Source organism: Aquimarina sp. AWH4_224, assembly GCF_056160245.1.
Genome location: NZ_JBSWWU010000012.1, coordinates 135,685 through 152,059, shown reverse-complemented (window position 1 = coordinate 152,059; position 16,375 = coordinate 135,685). Strand labels below are relative to the sequence as shown.

Here is a 16,375-nt window from a genome sequence, read left to right as displayed (position 1 = left end):
AGGTTTAGCAATTTTGACGAAGTAAATGTTGTTTTGAGATAAGGATTTGTATCTCAGCACATTGTAAAACTAACAAGTATTTGTAAAACTTATTTACGGCAAAACCTCATTTTTTCTACGGAAGTACCAAAAACTGTGTATTTCATCGAAAATAGGTTGTTTTTCATTGAAATTTTAACATTTTTTATTCAAAAAAAGTAGTCTTTGTACTACAATTGTTAATAATAATGTGGATTTCCTCAGTAAAAATGAGTTAAAAAAATGCGGTTTTACCCTCTTTTTTGGATCACTTTTTAGTAAAAAATGTTAAAAAAAGTCAAATTTGATCAAAGTGTGTTTGAGAGTTAAAAAACTTCTCCCCATTTTGATAGCGACTTTTTGAAGTAATGTGTATTTTAACATACATATTAACCCGGATATTACACAATGCGCATAAAACAATTTGCTCTATATCTTTTATTTTTTTCATCTTTTTACTCGATTATGGCGCAGGATATGCAACAAGGATTTGCGTATCTGGAAAGCGGAAATTATAAGGATGCAAAAGTTTTTTTTGAGAAAGTACTAGAGGAGTATCCTGAGAATAAAACCGCGACATTATGTTATGGTCGGGCCGTTGGTTTATTAGGAGATTCTGAAGAAGCGATACACATCTTTACCGATTTAAAATCGAAGTACCCTGATGATTTTGAAATTAAACTAAATTATGCCGAATCTTTGCTTTGGGATCGACAATTTGAAGTTGCCGAAACATTTTATGAGGGATTAGTACAAGAAAATCCAAAAAGCTTTGCCGGGGTTTTGGGGTATGCCAATACCTTATCGAACTTAAAAAAATACACAAAAGCTCTAGAGTGGGTTAATAAAGCATTACAATTATCACCAGGAAACGCAAATGCGCTTACCTCAAGAAAATTTGTACGCCTGGGATACGCATTTACATTATCCCAAAATAAACAGTATACAGAGGCCTTACAATTACTAGATGAGAACCTGAAGGATTTCCCAGGGGATAAAGACACCTTGCTTAATAAAGCGAATATATTTTTGATCACCAACCAACTTACAGAAGCAGAACAGGTATATCAACAAATAGCAACAACGCCCAGAGATAGTATTGTTGCTTTTAACGGATTGTCATTGGTGGCGAATAAACAGCATAAAACCAAAAAGGCGTTAGCGTTGGTAGAGCTGTCTCGAGAAAAAGTGGCATCGTATAAAAAAGATGATCCCTTGTGGTTAGCTACTCAAGAGCGTTACGTACAAGCTTTGTTATGGAATCAAAAGTATAGGAAGGCAAAAGCAGAACTCAGCAATCTAAAATCAGGATTTCCTGATAATAATAAAGTATCTTCTCTTGAGGCTACTTATGGGATGTATACCAGTAATTTTGGAATTAGCCTGGATCGATATTCGGCAATTTTGGGTAATGAAGCCAGCTCTTTTGATGGTAATTTGGGGATTGCTAATGCCTATCGCGCCTCAGGAAATGATATGAAAGCGTATGAGTATGCTTTTAAGACGTTATATTATTATCCCAAACAACCCGATGCAGAGAAGTTGATCAAGACCTTAAAAATTTCGCATACTCCGTTTGTAGAACAAAAAACGGCTTACACTTTTGATAATGGGGATAACGAAGCATTTAGTGCAGGTGTAGCCGTCGAAGTCCCCTTCTCTGCGAGATTCAAAACGATGTTTCGATATACCTATAGAAAGACTGAAAATACAAGAACTGAGGTAGAAGCCACCTCTAATGATGTATCCTTGGGGATGTCGTATAAATTGAGCGGTCGAGTTTCTTTTTTAGGAAATATCGGGATTAATAACTCTGAAGCTATTACCACTGATTTTACACAATTAACCGCTGAAGCTGTCGTGCAAACAAAACCTTTTAAATTACAGAGTTTGGATGTGGGATACAAAAGAGAACTTCAAAATTTCAACGCAGATCTAATCAATCGAGAAATTGTAATGAATAATTATTTTGCCAATTATAATTTAGGAACCAATTTCAGATTAGGTTGGTATACACAATATATCTATACGACGCAGACCGATGATAATGTTAGGAATTTATTATTTACCTCATTGTATTATAACGTATTAAAAAGACCAGGGGTAAAGGTAGGAGCAAATTATCAATATATATCGTTTAAGGATCAAGTGCCTGAAATCTACTTTAGTCCAGGAACGTTTCATCTGGGAGAGGTATTTGCAGAAGTAGTAAGTAATGCTGAAAACGATTTGTTTTACAGTTTAAGCGCTGCTCTGGGCAAGCAATTTGTGGATGACGAAGATGCCTCGACTACTTTTAGGGCGGAAGGGAAGATAGGATATCGATTTACTGATCGTTTTAAGGCCAATTTATATGGGAAATACAGTAACATTGCTTCTGCTACTGCTGCAGGATTTGAGTTTACAGAATTTGGGTTTAAATTGAAATGGTATTTCCTTAAAAAACCGCTTTTCGACAAGCAGATAATGAAACTAAAAAAGAATAGCGAGAACAATGATTAATGCTGCTCCCGCTATTCACCCAAATCTGAAACACTTAACACTCTAATTAGTTTCTTTTATAAATAACCTTCCTTTGAATCTTCTCATTTGTTGTCCTCTGATCATGTAGTGATAGATTCCTGGAGTTAAATTTCTTGTTTCAAAACGTATGGTATTTCTGTTTACCGCTACATATTCTTTTCGTACTGTTCTTCCTACCATATCGATTACTTCGATTAATACTTCTTGGTGTTCACCAGGAATTTGGATCGTAGTCTCTGAGATGAATGGGTTAGGATAGTTCTTTACCTGTGTCACTGCATTTGGATCAAAAGTATCCTCTTCTACAGCGATAATTTCTTCGTCTTCCTCTTCCTCTTCTTCTTCGGTTGTTGTATCATCTTCTTCTTCGTTGCTAGCAATCTTACCAAAGGCTAATGCAGATACTTCAAGTTCAAAAGTGTAGAAGGTTTGATAATCACCTTGCACAGAGAATACAACACTCTTTACTTTTTCTATGATTCCTGGCTGATCGTTACCATCTACAAAATCTGCAAATGCGATACTATGACTTTCTTTTTGGTCAGTAGCAGGAATGGTATATCGCAATCTGTTGTTCCAGTCTTGTAATCCTTCTGTCACTAATATCACCTCGATATCTCTAGTGTTGAACATTTCGAATTGAACAGCTTCGTATGTGGTTACATCAAGCGATAAATCACCAGGCATTACATTTCTGAACAAGTTTAATGTTTCTTTTACTTCTCCTCTCACAGTAGCATTTCGCTCTACAATATGTTTGTTGTCTTCTTTTGCATTCTCATTCTTTCCGATTACAAAATCGTTCACTACAACACCGTTTTCAGCATAGTCAATACCCCATGGTCCATCTGCAAGATATAAGGCATCTATTTGAGATGATGCAGCACCTTTGATTGAGAAACCAATATCGAATAGGTATCCTGTATCGATGGTTACTTGCTGATTATAGGCACCCGATAGCGCTACGGTCTTGGTTGTATTTACTTCTTCAGCTTGCTCGGTAGTTCTTAGGTTACCTACAAATTGCATGTTTGCTGATCTTGATTTGTTAACTACGGTAAGCGTTAGTTTTCCATTTGCGTAAGCTCCTTCTTTTACAAATACTGTAGGTACAACCTCTTTCAGCTTATTACTTCTCAAGGGCTTTGTCGCTACAAAAGAGTCGATAATATGGTTGGCGATATTCGCTACTTGAGATACAGTTCCTCCCCATACCTGGAAGTTCATATAATCTCCTTCTGGGTAGCCACCTATATTCCATAGGCTATAGATTTCATTTTCGAATTCTGCTTTTCTTACAGAGAAGGTCAATGCATATTCGATTTCTCCTGTGGCTCTTTCAATTTTTGTGCTTACGATAGTATGTTTTCTTATTTGTACTGTTCTTACATCTAATAATTTTGAACCGTTTAATCGATCACAAATGGTTTTTGAATGATCATATACAGATCCTTTGGTAGATGTTGCCAGGGCAGCTGCTACTCTGGATTCTCCTTCATAATAATCGATAGAAAATACCGCCGCTGCGTTGGTGATTCCTACTAAATCTTCTGGACTAGATACATAAGTAGTTTCTGTTCCTTTAATTCCTGTAGCAGGGAAATGAACGCTTAAATCTTCATTGTTTGCTGATTTGTACGAAACAAATTCAGGCATAAATGGTTGTTGTCTTTTTTTGGTATTGAAAACTTGATTCGTTTTAACTCTATTGAAGTTACGTTTTGCGATTAGGCTGGCAAGATCTCCGTTACTTTCTAATCCTCCGTCGTTTGCAGAAGTTACATCGGTAGCACTATCAATATCTGCATAGTTGTCTGTTTTGATTGCTGTAATTGGGCTAGCTGTGATGTAGAATAAAGCGTCATTAAAATCTTGATCACAAGAAGCATAGTCTCTTCTGATATCTTCGAAACCAAGGATGATTCTCTCACTATCAGGGTCATTCAACAATACATTATGGTATCTTAAATCTTCTTCATTTTCTGGATTGTAATCTGGGTTAGAGTGCAGTTGCCAGTGTCCTGTGTCTACACAACCGTTGCTCCATGCATTGGCCAACAATACCCAACCGATACCTGTGTTAGGAGGGAAGCTTCCGATTTTTACTTTATCTCCTACTTCTAATTCACCTCCACTACCTACAGCAGACACATTTGGAAAAATGATCGTAATGTCTTCTGGTTGTGGGATGGTTTGCGAAGGGTTGTCGATATCATAGGTGTAGAATCCTAGGGTATTTCTATATCCAGCGCCTTCTCCAACAAAAGTCACCCAGATCTCTGCTTCTTCTTGAACTACAATATCGGTATCATATCCTGAAGAAATATAGTGCGGATTAAAATCTGGTACAGGGTATCCTTCTGGTAATGCATTATTGATCATGTCCAAAGTTTCCTGGCTTACCACATCTTGCCCATCTAAGTATAAAGGTTTTCCGTTGCTGTTGAATTCTCCTAAATAATTATATCTGTCGCAGATAGCCGGGATAGGGAAACTTTCTGGATTTTGACCACCATTTTCTGGATCGAAATTCGTTTTTCTTTGGTCAAAGTTGTTGTCTAATCCATCTCCATCTTGATCGATTCCAGAAGGTGTAGTTTCTGCAACACCGTCTCCATCATTGTCATATGCTTCTAAGAAGTCAGAAACACCATCATTATCAGAGTCGGTATCCAAATGATCGTATCCATCAGTACCATCTGTATTTACTGTTCCGTTGGTTGTACCTCCAAAATCAGCATCAAAATTATCGTCTAATCCATCTTTATCTTCGTCATTACCCGAAATTCCTAAGTACGTTTCGCTGTTCTGTCCTTCGATGATATCTACAATACCATCGTTATCTGAGTCAATATCGTAGCAATCAAAAACACCATCTCCGTCAAAATCTAATGGAGTAACCGTTGTACCACCTTGATCTGCATCAAAAGCGTCTGCTACACCATCTGCATCTACATCTTGAAAATTAGTGTCCTGACCATTACATATCCCATCGTTGTTGGTATCTGCAGCACCTTGACCTGCTTCTACGATATCATAAATCCCATCATTATCTGAATCGATATCCAAAAAATCAGGGTTTCCATCTCTATCTCTGTCAAAAGCATCCTGTACTACATTATCACCATTACCACTCACATCACCATCAAGGTAGTTGTACATACCATCATCATCATCGTCACCATAAGGATCCAATCCTTGACACTCTACTACATTCAAAATACCATCACCATCACAATCTGCATCCATAGAGTCCAAAACACCATCCTGATCTTTGTCTAGAGGTGATACTCCGCTTGCACATTTAAATCCATCGTTAGAATTTGTGGTCTCAGTAAGGTTTAACATGGTAGCAGAAGGGTTGTCTCCTTCATAATCATTGATCAAATACAACCCTCCGCTATTATCAGAAAAATACAATCTATTGTTAGCATCCGCATATGCAGCTCCAAACGTGCTTGAAGGCAAGTTGGCTACATTTTTACTACTAAAAACAGGGATGCCAGAGGACAAGTCCCACTTAAAGATCTTCCCTCTGCTACCCCCATAAAAAGCACCATTCACGTATACAATATCTGCACATGTACTAGGGGCTGTAACATCTGCTTCTATCACTTCAAAGACAGGAGAAGTACTCCCGTCATAATTTGCCAAATTTGTGATTTTGTGAAAGGTTCTTTTATTATTATTTTGAAATACCCATAAGTTTCCGTCAGGATCTACATCGGCAGCGTACCCTCCTCCAAAAAATACAGTTCCACTTGGAGCGACAGCACCAAGATCGATCACCATATCTTTTGCGATTCTTAAAAGGTGGTTATCTCCCTTTTTGATCGCATACAAATAATTATCAACTACATTGTATCCTCCAGCATTATAAGCATCGTAGGTGTGTAAAGCATCAGAATAAGACCCTGTTATTGGATCATACGCCTTCATGGCTCCAGAGATTACCTGGTAAAAGGTTCCATCATTACAATCAAAAGCTTGTTGCGCTTTTAGAGAAAAAGTGATAATGATTATTAGTAGGGTAGTTATTCTTTTCATAATGGTACGATTTAGGTTTTTCGATACTTCAAAATTAACCTATACCTACCATGATGAGGACGGTAAATCGATAAGTGGTAATTTACTGTAGACGAGTTGTAATAGTTAAGAGATAAGCTTGTTACAACAGGTTTAGCCGCTTCATAAGTTCGGGTCTGTTGGATCTGCTTACGGGAATTACATCTCTTTCGATCAGTACGCTATTATCTTCGATATCTACAATTTTCTTGAAGTTAATAATGTAAGATCGATGTACTTTTAAGAAAAGATCATCGGGGAGTTTTTCTTCAATCTTTTTTAGGGTAGAGTGCACTGTATAATTCTGCTTTTCAGTTTTGATCAATATATAATCTCCTTTTGCTTCGATAAGATTGATGGTTGGGATATCAATCTTAATTAGTCGTCGGTCAATATTTACATATAAATCATTCTCTCCAGAACTAGTAGAAGTATTTTCTTCTGAGGAAGTTGTTTCTGCAGGTGCAATTGTACTACTTTCGGCTTTTTGTACAGCTTTAAGAAAACGTGGTAAGGTAATAGGTTTTGCTAAAAAATCTACAATACAATCATATTCAAAAGCGGTTAAGGCAAAATCTTTATCAGAGGTAGTAACTACTATTCGAGGGGGATTTTTCAGAGTTTGAATAAAATCAAAGCCGGTAAAATCTGGCATATGAATATCCAGAAAAATAAGGTCGACCGTATTGTTATTCAGAAATTTAATAGCTTGAATCGCATTCGGAAATTCTTCAATAACCGTAAGTCCATCTACTTGTGAACATAGTTGTTGAATAATTACTCTTGCCGTTTCTTCATCATCGATTATTATGCAATTCATAAGATCTATTCTTTATATGGTTTCTAGAAAATTGTCTATAGCACCTAAAATTAACATAAATTTTGAAAACAAAGTATATTCTTTTTCCTTGAGTTCTTCTTCAAAATTGATCGTTAATTGGTAGCCTTCTTCAAACCCCAACATGCCGATTTTGTGTTTCAGTTTGTGTACATTTTCTGCAGCCTTTATAAAGTGTTTTCCTTCATAATTGTTAAGGAACTCCTTTTTTTCTTCTGGGAATTCTCGTTTTACGATAGCAATTAACTTTTGCTCAAATTCTACAGAGCCTGCAGCTAGTTCTTTGATATAATTTAGGTTAGGGGTTTCGTTCATGTTTTTATTTTTTTAAGGTGAAGAAAAACGTAGTCCCTATACCTTCTTGTGATTCTATCCATATCTTGCCTTCATAAAAGGCTACGATTTTTTTAACGATAGATAATCCAATACCTGTGGATTTGTCTTTGGTTTCTAATTTTTGAAATATTTCAAATACTTTTTTGTGGTACTTTTCGGGAATCCCTTTCCCGTTATCTTTGATTCCAAATTGCCAGAAATCCGGAAGCTCTTCAAAAAGAACACAAACTTCTCCCTTTTCTTTATCTATCGCCTTGATAGCATTAGTAATTAGGTTTTGAAATAGTTGTTTTATTCTTGAAGAATCCGCTTGTATTACAGGAAGTATTTTTGGAGTCTTTACAGTAATATGATCAGGTATTTGAGTAAGCTCAATAATTTCATCGATCAAAGGGCCCAAAATTATTTCGGATTTTAGATTTTGAGTTTTATCATCTACTACAGAATACTCCAGGATTCCGGTAATCAAATTATCCATTTTTTCGATGTTCGAATCGATTCTTTCAAGGTGGTCCTGAGTGGATTTATCCAGATTATCACCATTATCTTCTCTGATCCAGGTGATCAGGGTGTTGACCGTGCGAAGCGGAGATTTTAAATCATGAGATACTACATGGGCATAATCATTAAGATCTCGGTTACTTTTTTCGAGGTCTTTGAGTAGAATCTCTCTTTGTTTTTCAATTTTTGAAATCTGCAAGGCTTGTTCTTCAATAAGATTAGCCAATTCGATACCACTTAATTCTTTACTTTCATTATCGCCTTTATCCTTCTTGAAAGAAACCGATCGCAACGTTTTGGTAGCTTCAGTCAAACTAGCGATTACTTTTTTCTGTTCCTCGGCTTCCAATTGTAATTTTCTATTAGCGTCAAATAACTCTTGAGAGCTGATTGCCATCGCTCTTTGAAGCATAGTAAATTGTTCTTCATAATTTTGATAAGAACTGTTTACGGCTTCCAGAAATGAGTTAATGGTTTCGGACTCTTTAATTTCTGCGTCCAAAAACTTCCGTATTTGTCTTTTAAGCAATGAGTGCATATTATTCACTAAACAATGTTAATGTCATGGTTTGGTTGTGCAATTCGCAGGCCAAATATCCAGTAAAAGGAGCCAATTCGCCATAGGAGTAAAAACCAGTGATCGTAGCCTGATTTCCTATAGATTCCATTACTTCTTCGATTTCTTCCTCTACTCTTTGATCCATCACCAATTTTCTGCCAATACAACTAACTAGAATGGCCAGTTCTGGTTTATGTTTTCGGGCTTCCATCCCAATATCTGCCGCTTGCAGTGCACCATCAACAATATGATCGATATTAGCCATCATTAGTTGAACCTTGGAGCCTTCTGGCACATCTCCCGCAAGGGTCATCGTATTTTGATCTTCATCGATATTTAATATCGTACGTACAATGGCTTCTTTTTTATTTTCTGACTTTACACTCAATGGATATAAGAGTGCAGATTGCGGAAGTTCTTCTACCTTATCCCCAAGATATTTTTTATACAAATCCAACGCAGGTTGATTGTCTAATTCGAAAAGTACATTTTGTTCAGATTTAGTGATGATACGTTCAGGTCCAAAAGGAGTCCAGCCACCGTATTGTGCAAAGCTGATTTCAAGAGTTTCCCCATAAAACGCTATTAAAATTACTTCTCCTTCTTTGGGATTTTCATTATAACTGGCAAGGGTCTTTTCAAATCTGGAATCATCACCGCATAAGCCTCCCGTAATCGCAATGCCATCAATTTCGGTTTCCAAACCATCGATCAATGCAGAACCATTAACAAAACTACCTTCAGAAACGACAAAAATATGTTTCAGACCTTCTTTTGGTACTTTTTGGATAAGTCGTTTTCCTAATTCTAAAGAATCCTTTTCATGATCCATGCTGTTTTCTCGATAAATCATGTAGCTACTGTTTTCAAATTCTATCGCGGTTAGCGTAATAGAGTCTTCGAGTACTTTATCCCCAATAATTTCTCCTGCAGTAGATCCAAAGATGATATCTCCTTCAGGAAAAAGTTGTCTTACCTCCTCATAAATGGTATCATTATCCAAGGCATATCGATTACCAAATACTAAAACTAAGGGGTTTTTTAGTGACGTGTCTGTCGATCCTTTTGGGGTCCAATCCTGATCTTTTTTCTTTTCGAACTGTTGAAATTTCATAAAAGTTATTTTTTTAAAGTAAAGTGAAACGTGGTACCCTTTCCCTCTTCTGAAGTTACCCAAATTTTGCCATCGTACAAATCGATGATTTTTTTGACAATAGAGAGTCCAACTCCTGTAGATTCTTTGTTGTCGTCAAGAGTTTGAAATACTCTAAATATTTTTTCGTGATATTTTTTTGGGATTCCCGGCCCATTATCTTCTATTGCAAATTGCCAATGCGTTTTTTGTGGGATACAGGATACTTTGATCCAGCCCTTTTCTTTGTCATTATATTTTACGGCATTATTGATTAAATTCTGAAATAGTTGTTGTAGTCTAAAATTATCCCCTTGTACCACGGGCAAATCTGAAGTTACGGTAACCTCGATATGATCTGGGATATAAATAATATCAATAATATCTTTTACGGTGCTATTAAGATCAATGGTCTTTTGTATATGTTCTCCTTTGTCGACGCTCGAATATTCAAGGATACCATTGATTAAATGGTCCATCTTGTCTACCTTTTTGAGTAACATATCAAAAGATTGTTGTGCGCCTTCATCCAGAACGGATTCATAATCTTCTTTTAACCAGGTAATCAAAGCATTCATACTTCGTAGAGGAGATTTTAAATCATGCGAAACGATATGTGCATAATCATTCAGCTCTTTGTTACTCTTTTCTAAGTTTTTGAGTAGCAAATCTCGTTGTTTCTCATGTTCTCTCTGATCAGTAATATCTTCTATTAAAGCCACTTGATACTGCATATCACCATTTTGTTTTCTTACGGCAGCTACGCTGGTTTTTGCCCAAAAGATACCTCCGTTTTTTTTGCGATACCTTTTATTGATGGAGAATCCTCCGATTTCGCCACTGGTCATTTTTTTCATGTTTTCCTCGGATTCTTTGTATTCGTCGGGCATAGAAATTTCTTGGACATCCATCTCCAAAAGTTCTTCCTGAGAATACTGCAATAGGTCCTGAAAGGCTTTATTGGTTTGAAGAATTTTACCCATTTGGGTGAGTACGATACCCAAAGAAGAATTTTCAACGATTACCGATAATTGTTGTCGTTGATTCTCAAAAATACGTTGCTGTTCTAGGGTAGTGGTGATATCTCGCACAATGCCTTGTGCGGCAATAGGTTTTTTGTTTTTATCTTTTATGATACTGGCATTGATGTGTACAGTACGCACACCATTATGTTTGGTGTATACCCTGGCTTGATAGTCAGAGAAAAAACCATCTTGAGTAAGCTTAAAAAAGGAAGTCATGGCATACTCATAATCTTCTTTGTAGATCAGTTGAACCACATTCAGTTTTTCATTACGTACATCGTATCCAAACAATTCGACGGCCGCCTGATTCATTTCCTGAACATTTCCGTGTAGGTCCATGAGTACATAAGCATCTACCAAATTGTCGAAAACACCTTGAAGCTCTGATTCTTTTACATCGACCAGATCCTCTAGTTGCTCGTTAGCTTTTTTAAGTTGCTGCGTTATAAAATATAACTCTCTGGATTTGTCCTCAAGAATTTTTTCTGCTTGTTTTCTCGCTGCCTTTTCTCTTGCTAAAGCTCTTTTAAATATTTCTTGATCATTACCCATTCGTTTTTACAATACTAAATTTTACTTCGGTTCCATCTGATGATAATTTTTCGTAAGTAATATTGGCTTTAGTATCAAAGTGTTCAAAAGTCTTGCGCATCAATCCAAGGCCAAAACTATACATGGCTCTACTGGATTTATAGATCAGTACTAATTTGTCTTCTGTTTTTTCTTGTACCTCAAAAGTAGGTAGTTCTGCATCTGGATAGATTTTTTGTACTTCTACATGTATGTGATTCTCGATAGAGGACAACATGTCTAACGGATCCTTATAGCGTTTTATCAGATCGGGATAGCTTTCTGCCAATACCCCAAAAAAATGTTCTGCATATGTGAGTAAGAGATCGTCTATACTTAGGCCGCTGTTTTCGCTTAAGTTTTTGAGGAGGCTTAACATTTCCGAAAAATCATAAGTACCAATTGCGGTGTAAGCACCTTGTGATGGTAAATTTGACTTCTCGATAATGGTATCGACCATTTCTAGGCCGAATTTATCCTCTACTAATTCCAAAAACTCAGTAAAAACAATACCTTTCATACGTTATGTAGTTTTAAATTTATGCGTTCACAAATTCGTTTACACTCCAATAATCGATCATACACTTAATTTTGTGCGCGTAATCTTCATATTTAAGAGGCTTGACGATGTATCCCGCTACTCCAGTCTCATAACTATCTTTAAGATCATTATGATTATTAGAAGTACTAAGGATAACTACAGGGGTATAATTTAACGATGTATCGGACTTCAGTATCTTTAGAAATTCTAGGCCATTCATCTTTGGCATATTCAAATCTAAAAAAATAATATCTGGTAAAGAATCTTTTTTCTCTAAAATTTTTAAAGCTTCTTCTCCATTTTCGGCTTCAAGTAGTCTGTGATTGAAATTGTTTTTTTGCATGACACGAGCAAATTTCATTCGCTCAATTTCATCATCTTCGATTAATAAAAATGTTAAACTCATTACGTTTCAGTTTTTAGGGGTATTAATATTGTTTCTTTTTGACACTTCAAAGATTGGGCTTTTATAGGTATTTTACTGGGATCTTTCGTTTAAGGGTGTTTTTAGTGTCGACGAATGGTAGTTTAGTGTAGGCGAATGGTAAAATGATGATAAACGGTATTAAATTTTTATAAAGGATATCTTTATCCTTTATAAAAAAAATACTATCTTTGACCCATAATTGTTAAAGTATGTTTTCAAAATCTTGTGAATATGGACTTAGGGCAGTGATTTTTATCGCTCAGCAAACTACCAAAAATAATAAGGTAAGTTTAACCACTATTTCTGAAGAGATAGATTCTCCGCAGGCTTTTACAGCAAAAGTACTTCAGCAACTTACAAGAAATAATATTGTGAAATCCATAAAGGGACCTTATGGTGGTTTTGTTATTGAAGAGGAGAAAATGAATACAAAGCTGAGTGAAATAGTGAGTGTACTTGATGGAGATTCGATCTATACGGGATGTGGATTAGGATTGAAACAATGTGACGCAAAATCCCCTTGTCCTTTACACCATAGATTTGTAGCCATTCGAAATGATTTAAGAAGCATGTTAGAAAGTACATCACTGCAATCACTAGCAGAAGACTTGAATGCAGATCTCGCTATATTAAAACGATAAAAAAATTTAAAAACATAAAGGATAAAAAGATCTTTTAATCTGTTATGAGAAAAAGCCTAAACATTAGTATCGCAACCACCTTTATATGGATTGGATTTGTATGCGCGATTAGCTTTATGGAGGCCTGGTTGAAATTTCAGGCAGACGGAGTAACAACGGCAATAGGATTGAGTATTGGGAAACTCGTTTTTGCGGCTTTAAATAAAGTAGAAATAGGCCTGGCTGTGGTATTGGTGTTTACAATATTTCGATTAAAGTCAGGATTACGAATACCGTTTGTTTCTCCTTACATCATCCTTCCCTTTGTCATTTTACTACTACAAACGCTATGGCTACTTCCGGTCTTGGACCAAAGAGCAGAACAAATCATTAACGGAGTCGAGGTGCCGAATAGTAGTATACATCTGTGGTATGTATTACTCGAAATAGGCAAAACTGCAAGTCTCTTTATCTATGGAAGTAAACTATTAAGAATGATGAAAGTTGCTGAAGAAACCAAAGAATGAATATAACCAAGGAATTAAGAATAGAGAAAAATTTTCAAAAGATAACACCCGCTATTATGGAAAAAGTATCACTTACAAAGAACATAGAATATACAGAAAGTAAGCCAGCTATCACGGTCTTACTAAAAACCAGAACCAGTAAAGAAATAAGAATTGTAATGAAAAAAGGACAAGAAATGAAAGAGCATATAGCTCCGTATCCCATCATGGTAGAATTATTTGAAGGCACCATAGATTTTGGAGTCAATGGTAAAAAAACACTTCTCCAAAGAGGGGACTTGGTAGCTCTGGCAGAAAATGTACCTCATGATTTGACATGTATAGAGGATTGTATTATTCGATTGTCTATCTCCGTCCATGATAAACCCAACAGAATTAAAGGTTTAATCGATTAGTTCCTTCGCAAAACAATAAAGACATGAAAAAGATTTGGATCGGATTTATAACAGTAGTCACACTATCGTTTGTAGCATTAATCTGGGTAGGAACAGAAATTTATCAAACGCAACCACCTATTCCGGATAAGGTCATAGTGGGCGAAACTCAAGAAGTCGTATTGACCAAAGAGGATATCCAAACAGGGCAAAACGTTTGGGAATCTATAGGAGGAATGGAAGTAGGATCTATTTGGGGGCACGGGAGTTATGTAGCCCCCGATTGGACCGCCGATTGGATTCATAGAGAAGCAGTGTTTATGCTGGATGCATGGGCTCAAAAAGACTTTGAAACTAATTATGAGCACCTTGATGAAGAAAAGAAAGCGGCTTTAAAAGCAAGATTGGTAAAAGATATTAGAACAAATACTTTTGAAACCAATGACAGGACAATTACAATTTCTGTAGAAAGGTATAAGGCCTTCAAAGAAAATGCAGCGTATTATGCCTCTATTTTTTCAGAAGGTCATGAACAATATGCGATTCAGAAGGGAGCATTAACCTATCCTCATAAATTACATCAACTCAATGCATTTTTGTTCTGGACCTCCTGGGCTGCAAGTACAAATAGACCCGAACAAAATTATACGTATACCTCTAATTGGCCTCATGAACCGTTGATCGAAAATACAATTACCCCAGATTCTCAAATTTGGTCTGGATTTTCAATCATATTACTACTCTTGTTTATAGGCATATTAGTGTATTACTATGTGCGTAATCATGAAAAAGGAGAAGCGCTAACGCATCCTAAAGAAGATCCAATGCAAAGGTTACAACTGGTAAGCTCACAGAAAGCGGTATTGAAATATTTCATCATCATTTCACTACTTATCGGCTTACAAATTATCCTGGGAATCTTGACCGTTCACTACACAGTAGAAGGACAAGCTTTTTTTGGTTTTGATCTGGCTAGTATTTTACCTTATTCGATTACTCGTACCTGGCATACACAATTGGCGGTGTTTTGGATTGCGGCAACCTGGTTAGCTACGGGGCTGTTTTTAGCTCCGATGATTAGTGGCAAAGAAATGAAATACCAGGTTTTTGGAATTAACTTTCTATTTATTGCCTTACTGATTATTGTTCTGGGATCATTAATCGGCGAGTGGTTGGGGATACACCAATTTCTAGACCTTACGACTAATTTTTTCTTCGGTCATCAGGGATATGAATATATGGATCTGGGAAGATTCTGGCAACTTTTCCTGGCCGTTGGTTTGGTGCTGTGGGTGTTTATGGTTGGGAGACATATTTTGTATGGAATTAAAAGAAATGATGATTCAAAACACCTACTCATCATCTTGCTGATATCTGTAATGGCTATAGGAATGTTTTTCTTCTCGGGGCTAATGTATGGAGAGAATAGTAGTTTACCAGTTATTAATTACTGGAGATGGTGGTTAGTGCATTTGTGGGTAGAAGGTTTTTTTGAAGTTTTTGCTACCGTAATTATTGCATTTATCTTTCTTCGTATGAAGATCTTATCTGCTAAGACAGCGGGTAAAGCTTCTATTGCCTCTGCCACCATATTTTTGGCAGGAGGAATTATAGGAACTCTACATCACTTGTATTATTCTGGGACCCCTGTACAGGCCATTGCCTTGGGAGCTACATTTAGTGCACTAGAGGTGGTACCTCTTACTTTGATGGGATTTGAAATTCGAGAGAATTGGAACCTCTTGAAATCTACGGAGTGGATGCAGAAATACAAATGGCCCATATTCTTTTTTATAGCAGTTGCTTTTTGGAACATGTTGGGCGCAGGAGTATTTGGCTTCTTGATTAACCCTCCTATTGCATTGTACTACATACAAGGGCTTAATACCACAGCTGTACATGCGCATACTGCTCTTTTTGGAGTGTATGGTATGTTAGGTATGGGGTTCATAATTATATGTTTACGCTTCTTTTCGGATAGAGCATGGGATAGCCCAAAACTTAAGATTGCTTTCTGGTGCCTGAATGTTGGTTTGATTGCTATGGTGGTGCTTAGTTTACTTCCGGTTGGTATTATCCAGGCCTATACTTCGATCACCAAAGGATATTCTTTTGCAAGAGATGCAGAACTGTTGTATTCCCCGGTGGTACAAACCTTAAAATGGCTTCGTATGGTCGGAGATATCATATTCTCTGTGGGAATATTTTACTTCTGTTGGTTTACGATCAATGAAACTTTCTATTGTTTTAGAAAAGGACAAACAGTTCGAAACGTACAGTTTGAAGGTAAAGAACTGCAAACAAAAAAAGCATACTAAA

General features: G+C 36.5%; 13 protein-coding genes. 5 read left to right on the top strand and 8 right to left on the bottom strand.

Going from position 1 to position 16,375, the window contains the following annotated elements:
- Window positions 1-483: 483 nt before the first annotated feature.
- Window positions 484-2,520, top strand: coding sequence for a tetratricopeptide repeat protein (locus ACXAGJ_RS21055; protein WP_474842656.1), 2,037 nt, complete (start codon window positions 484-486; stop codon window positions 2,518-2,520).
- 42 nt (window positions 2,521-2,562) lie between these two features.
- Here the strand turns inward: ACXAGJ_RS21055 and ACXAGJ_RS21050 are convergent, their stop codons facing one another.
- The 8 genes from ACXAGJ_RS21050 to ACXAGJ_RS21015 all read right to left on the bottom strand — a co-directional run bounded on the left by ACXAGJ_RS21050 (window position 2,563) and on the right by ACXAGJ_RS21015 (window position 12,514).
- Entirely contained in the window at window positions 2,563-6,588 is a 4,026-nt protein-coding gene (locus ACXAGJ_RS21050; protein ID WP_474842654.1) for a DUF6923 family protein, read from the bottom strand.
- 121 nt (window positions 6,589-6,709) lie between these two features.
- Window positions 6,710-7,426 (bottom strand): LytR/AlgR family response regulator transcription factor, encoded by a 717-nt coding sequence (locus ACXAGJ_RS21045; protein WP_474842652.1) that lies wholly within the window; start codon window positions 7,424-7,426, stop codon window positions 6,710-6,712.
- A gap of 12 nt (window positions 7,427-7,438) precedes the next feature.
- Window positions 7,439-7,759: an Hpt domain-containing protein gene (locus ACXAGJ_RS21040; RefSeq protein WP_474842650.1), complete on the bottom strand. Its 321-nt coding sequence runs from the start codon at window positions 7,757-7,759 to the stop codon at window positions 7,439-7,441.
- 4 nt (window positions 7,760-7,763) lie between these two features.
- Window positions 7,764-8,783, bottom strand: a complete 1,020-nt coding sequence (locus ACXAGJ_RS21035) for a sensor histidine kinase (RefSeq protein ID WP_474842648.1) — start codon at window positions 8,781-8,783, stop codon at window positions 7,764-7,766.
- Between the two features lie 37 nt (window positions 8,784-8,820).
- Entirely contained in the window at window positions 8,821-9,954 is a 1,134-nt protein-coding gene (locus ACXAGJ_RS21030; RefSeq protein WP_473282866.1) for an FIST N-terminal domain-containing protein, read from the bottom strand.
- A 5-nt stretch (window positions 9,955-9,959) separates the two neighbouring features.
- Entirely contained in the window at window positions 9,960-11,549 is a 1,590-nt protein-coding gene (locus ACXAGJ_RS21025; RefSeq protein WP_474842645.1) for a sensor histidine kinase, read from the bottom strand.
- Complete coding sequence (locus ACXAGJ_RS21020) at window positions 11,542-12,087, bottom strand: heme NO-binding domain-containing protein (protein ID WP_473282862.1); 546 nt, start codon at window positions 12,085-12,087, stop codon at window positions 11,542-11,544. Before ACXAGJ_RS21020 ends, ACXAGJ_RS21025 begins: the two co-directional genes overlap by 8 nt.
- Before the next feature lie 19 nt (window positions 12,088-12,106).
- Entirely contained in the window at window positions 12,107-12,514 is a 408-nt protein-coding gene (locus tag ACXAGJ_RS21015) for a response regulator (RefSeq protein WP_474842643.1), read from the bottom strand.
- Between the two features lie 230 nt (window positions 12,515-12,744).
- Here ACXAGJ_RS21015 and ACXAGJ_RS21010 point away from each other — a divergent pair, with 230 nt between their 5' ends.
- Genes ACXAGJ_RS21010 through ACXAGJ_RS20995 form a run of 4 tightly spaced genes read left to right on the top strand, consistent with a single transcriptional unit; the run spans window position 12,745 to window position 16,374 of the window.
- Window positions 12,745-13,176, top strand: coding sequence for an Rrf2 family transcriptional regulator (locus ACXAGJ_RS21010; protein WP_473282857.1), 432 nt, complete (start codon window positions 12,745-12,747; stop codon window positions 13,174-13,176).
- A 44-nt stretch (window positions 13,177-13,220) separates the two neighbouring features.
- Window positions 13,221-13,682: a hypothetical protein gene (locus ACXAGJ_RS21005; RefSeq protein WP_474842641.1), complete on the top strand. Its 462-nt coding sequence runs from the start codon at window positions 13,221-13,223 to the stop codon at window positions 13,680-13,682.
- Window positions 13,683-13,738: 56 nt separating this feature from the next.
- Window positions 13,739-14,077, top strand: a complete 339-nt coding sequence (locus tag ACXAGJ_RS21000; protein ID WP_474842639.1) for a cupin domain-containing protein — start codon at window positions 13,739-13,741, stop codon at window positions 14,075-14,077.
- 23 nt (window positions 14,078-14,100) lie between these two features.
- Complete coding sequence (locus tag ACXAGJ_RS20995) at window positions 14,101-16,374, top strand: nitric-oxide reductase large subunit (RefSeq protein ID WP_474842638.1); 2,274 nt, start codon at window positions 14,101-14,103, stop codon at window positions 16,372-16,374.
- The last annotated feature ends 1 nt before the right edge of the window (window position 16,375 follow it).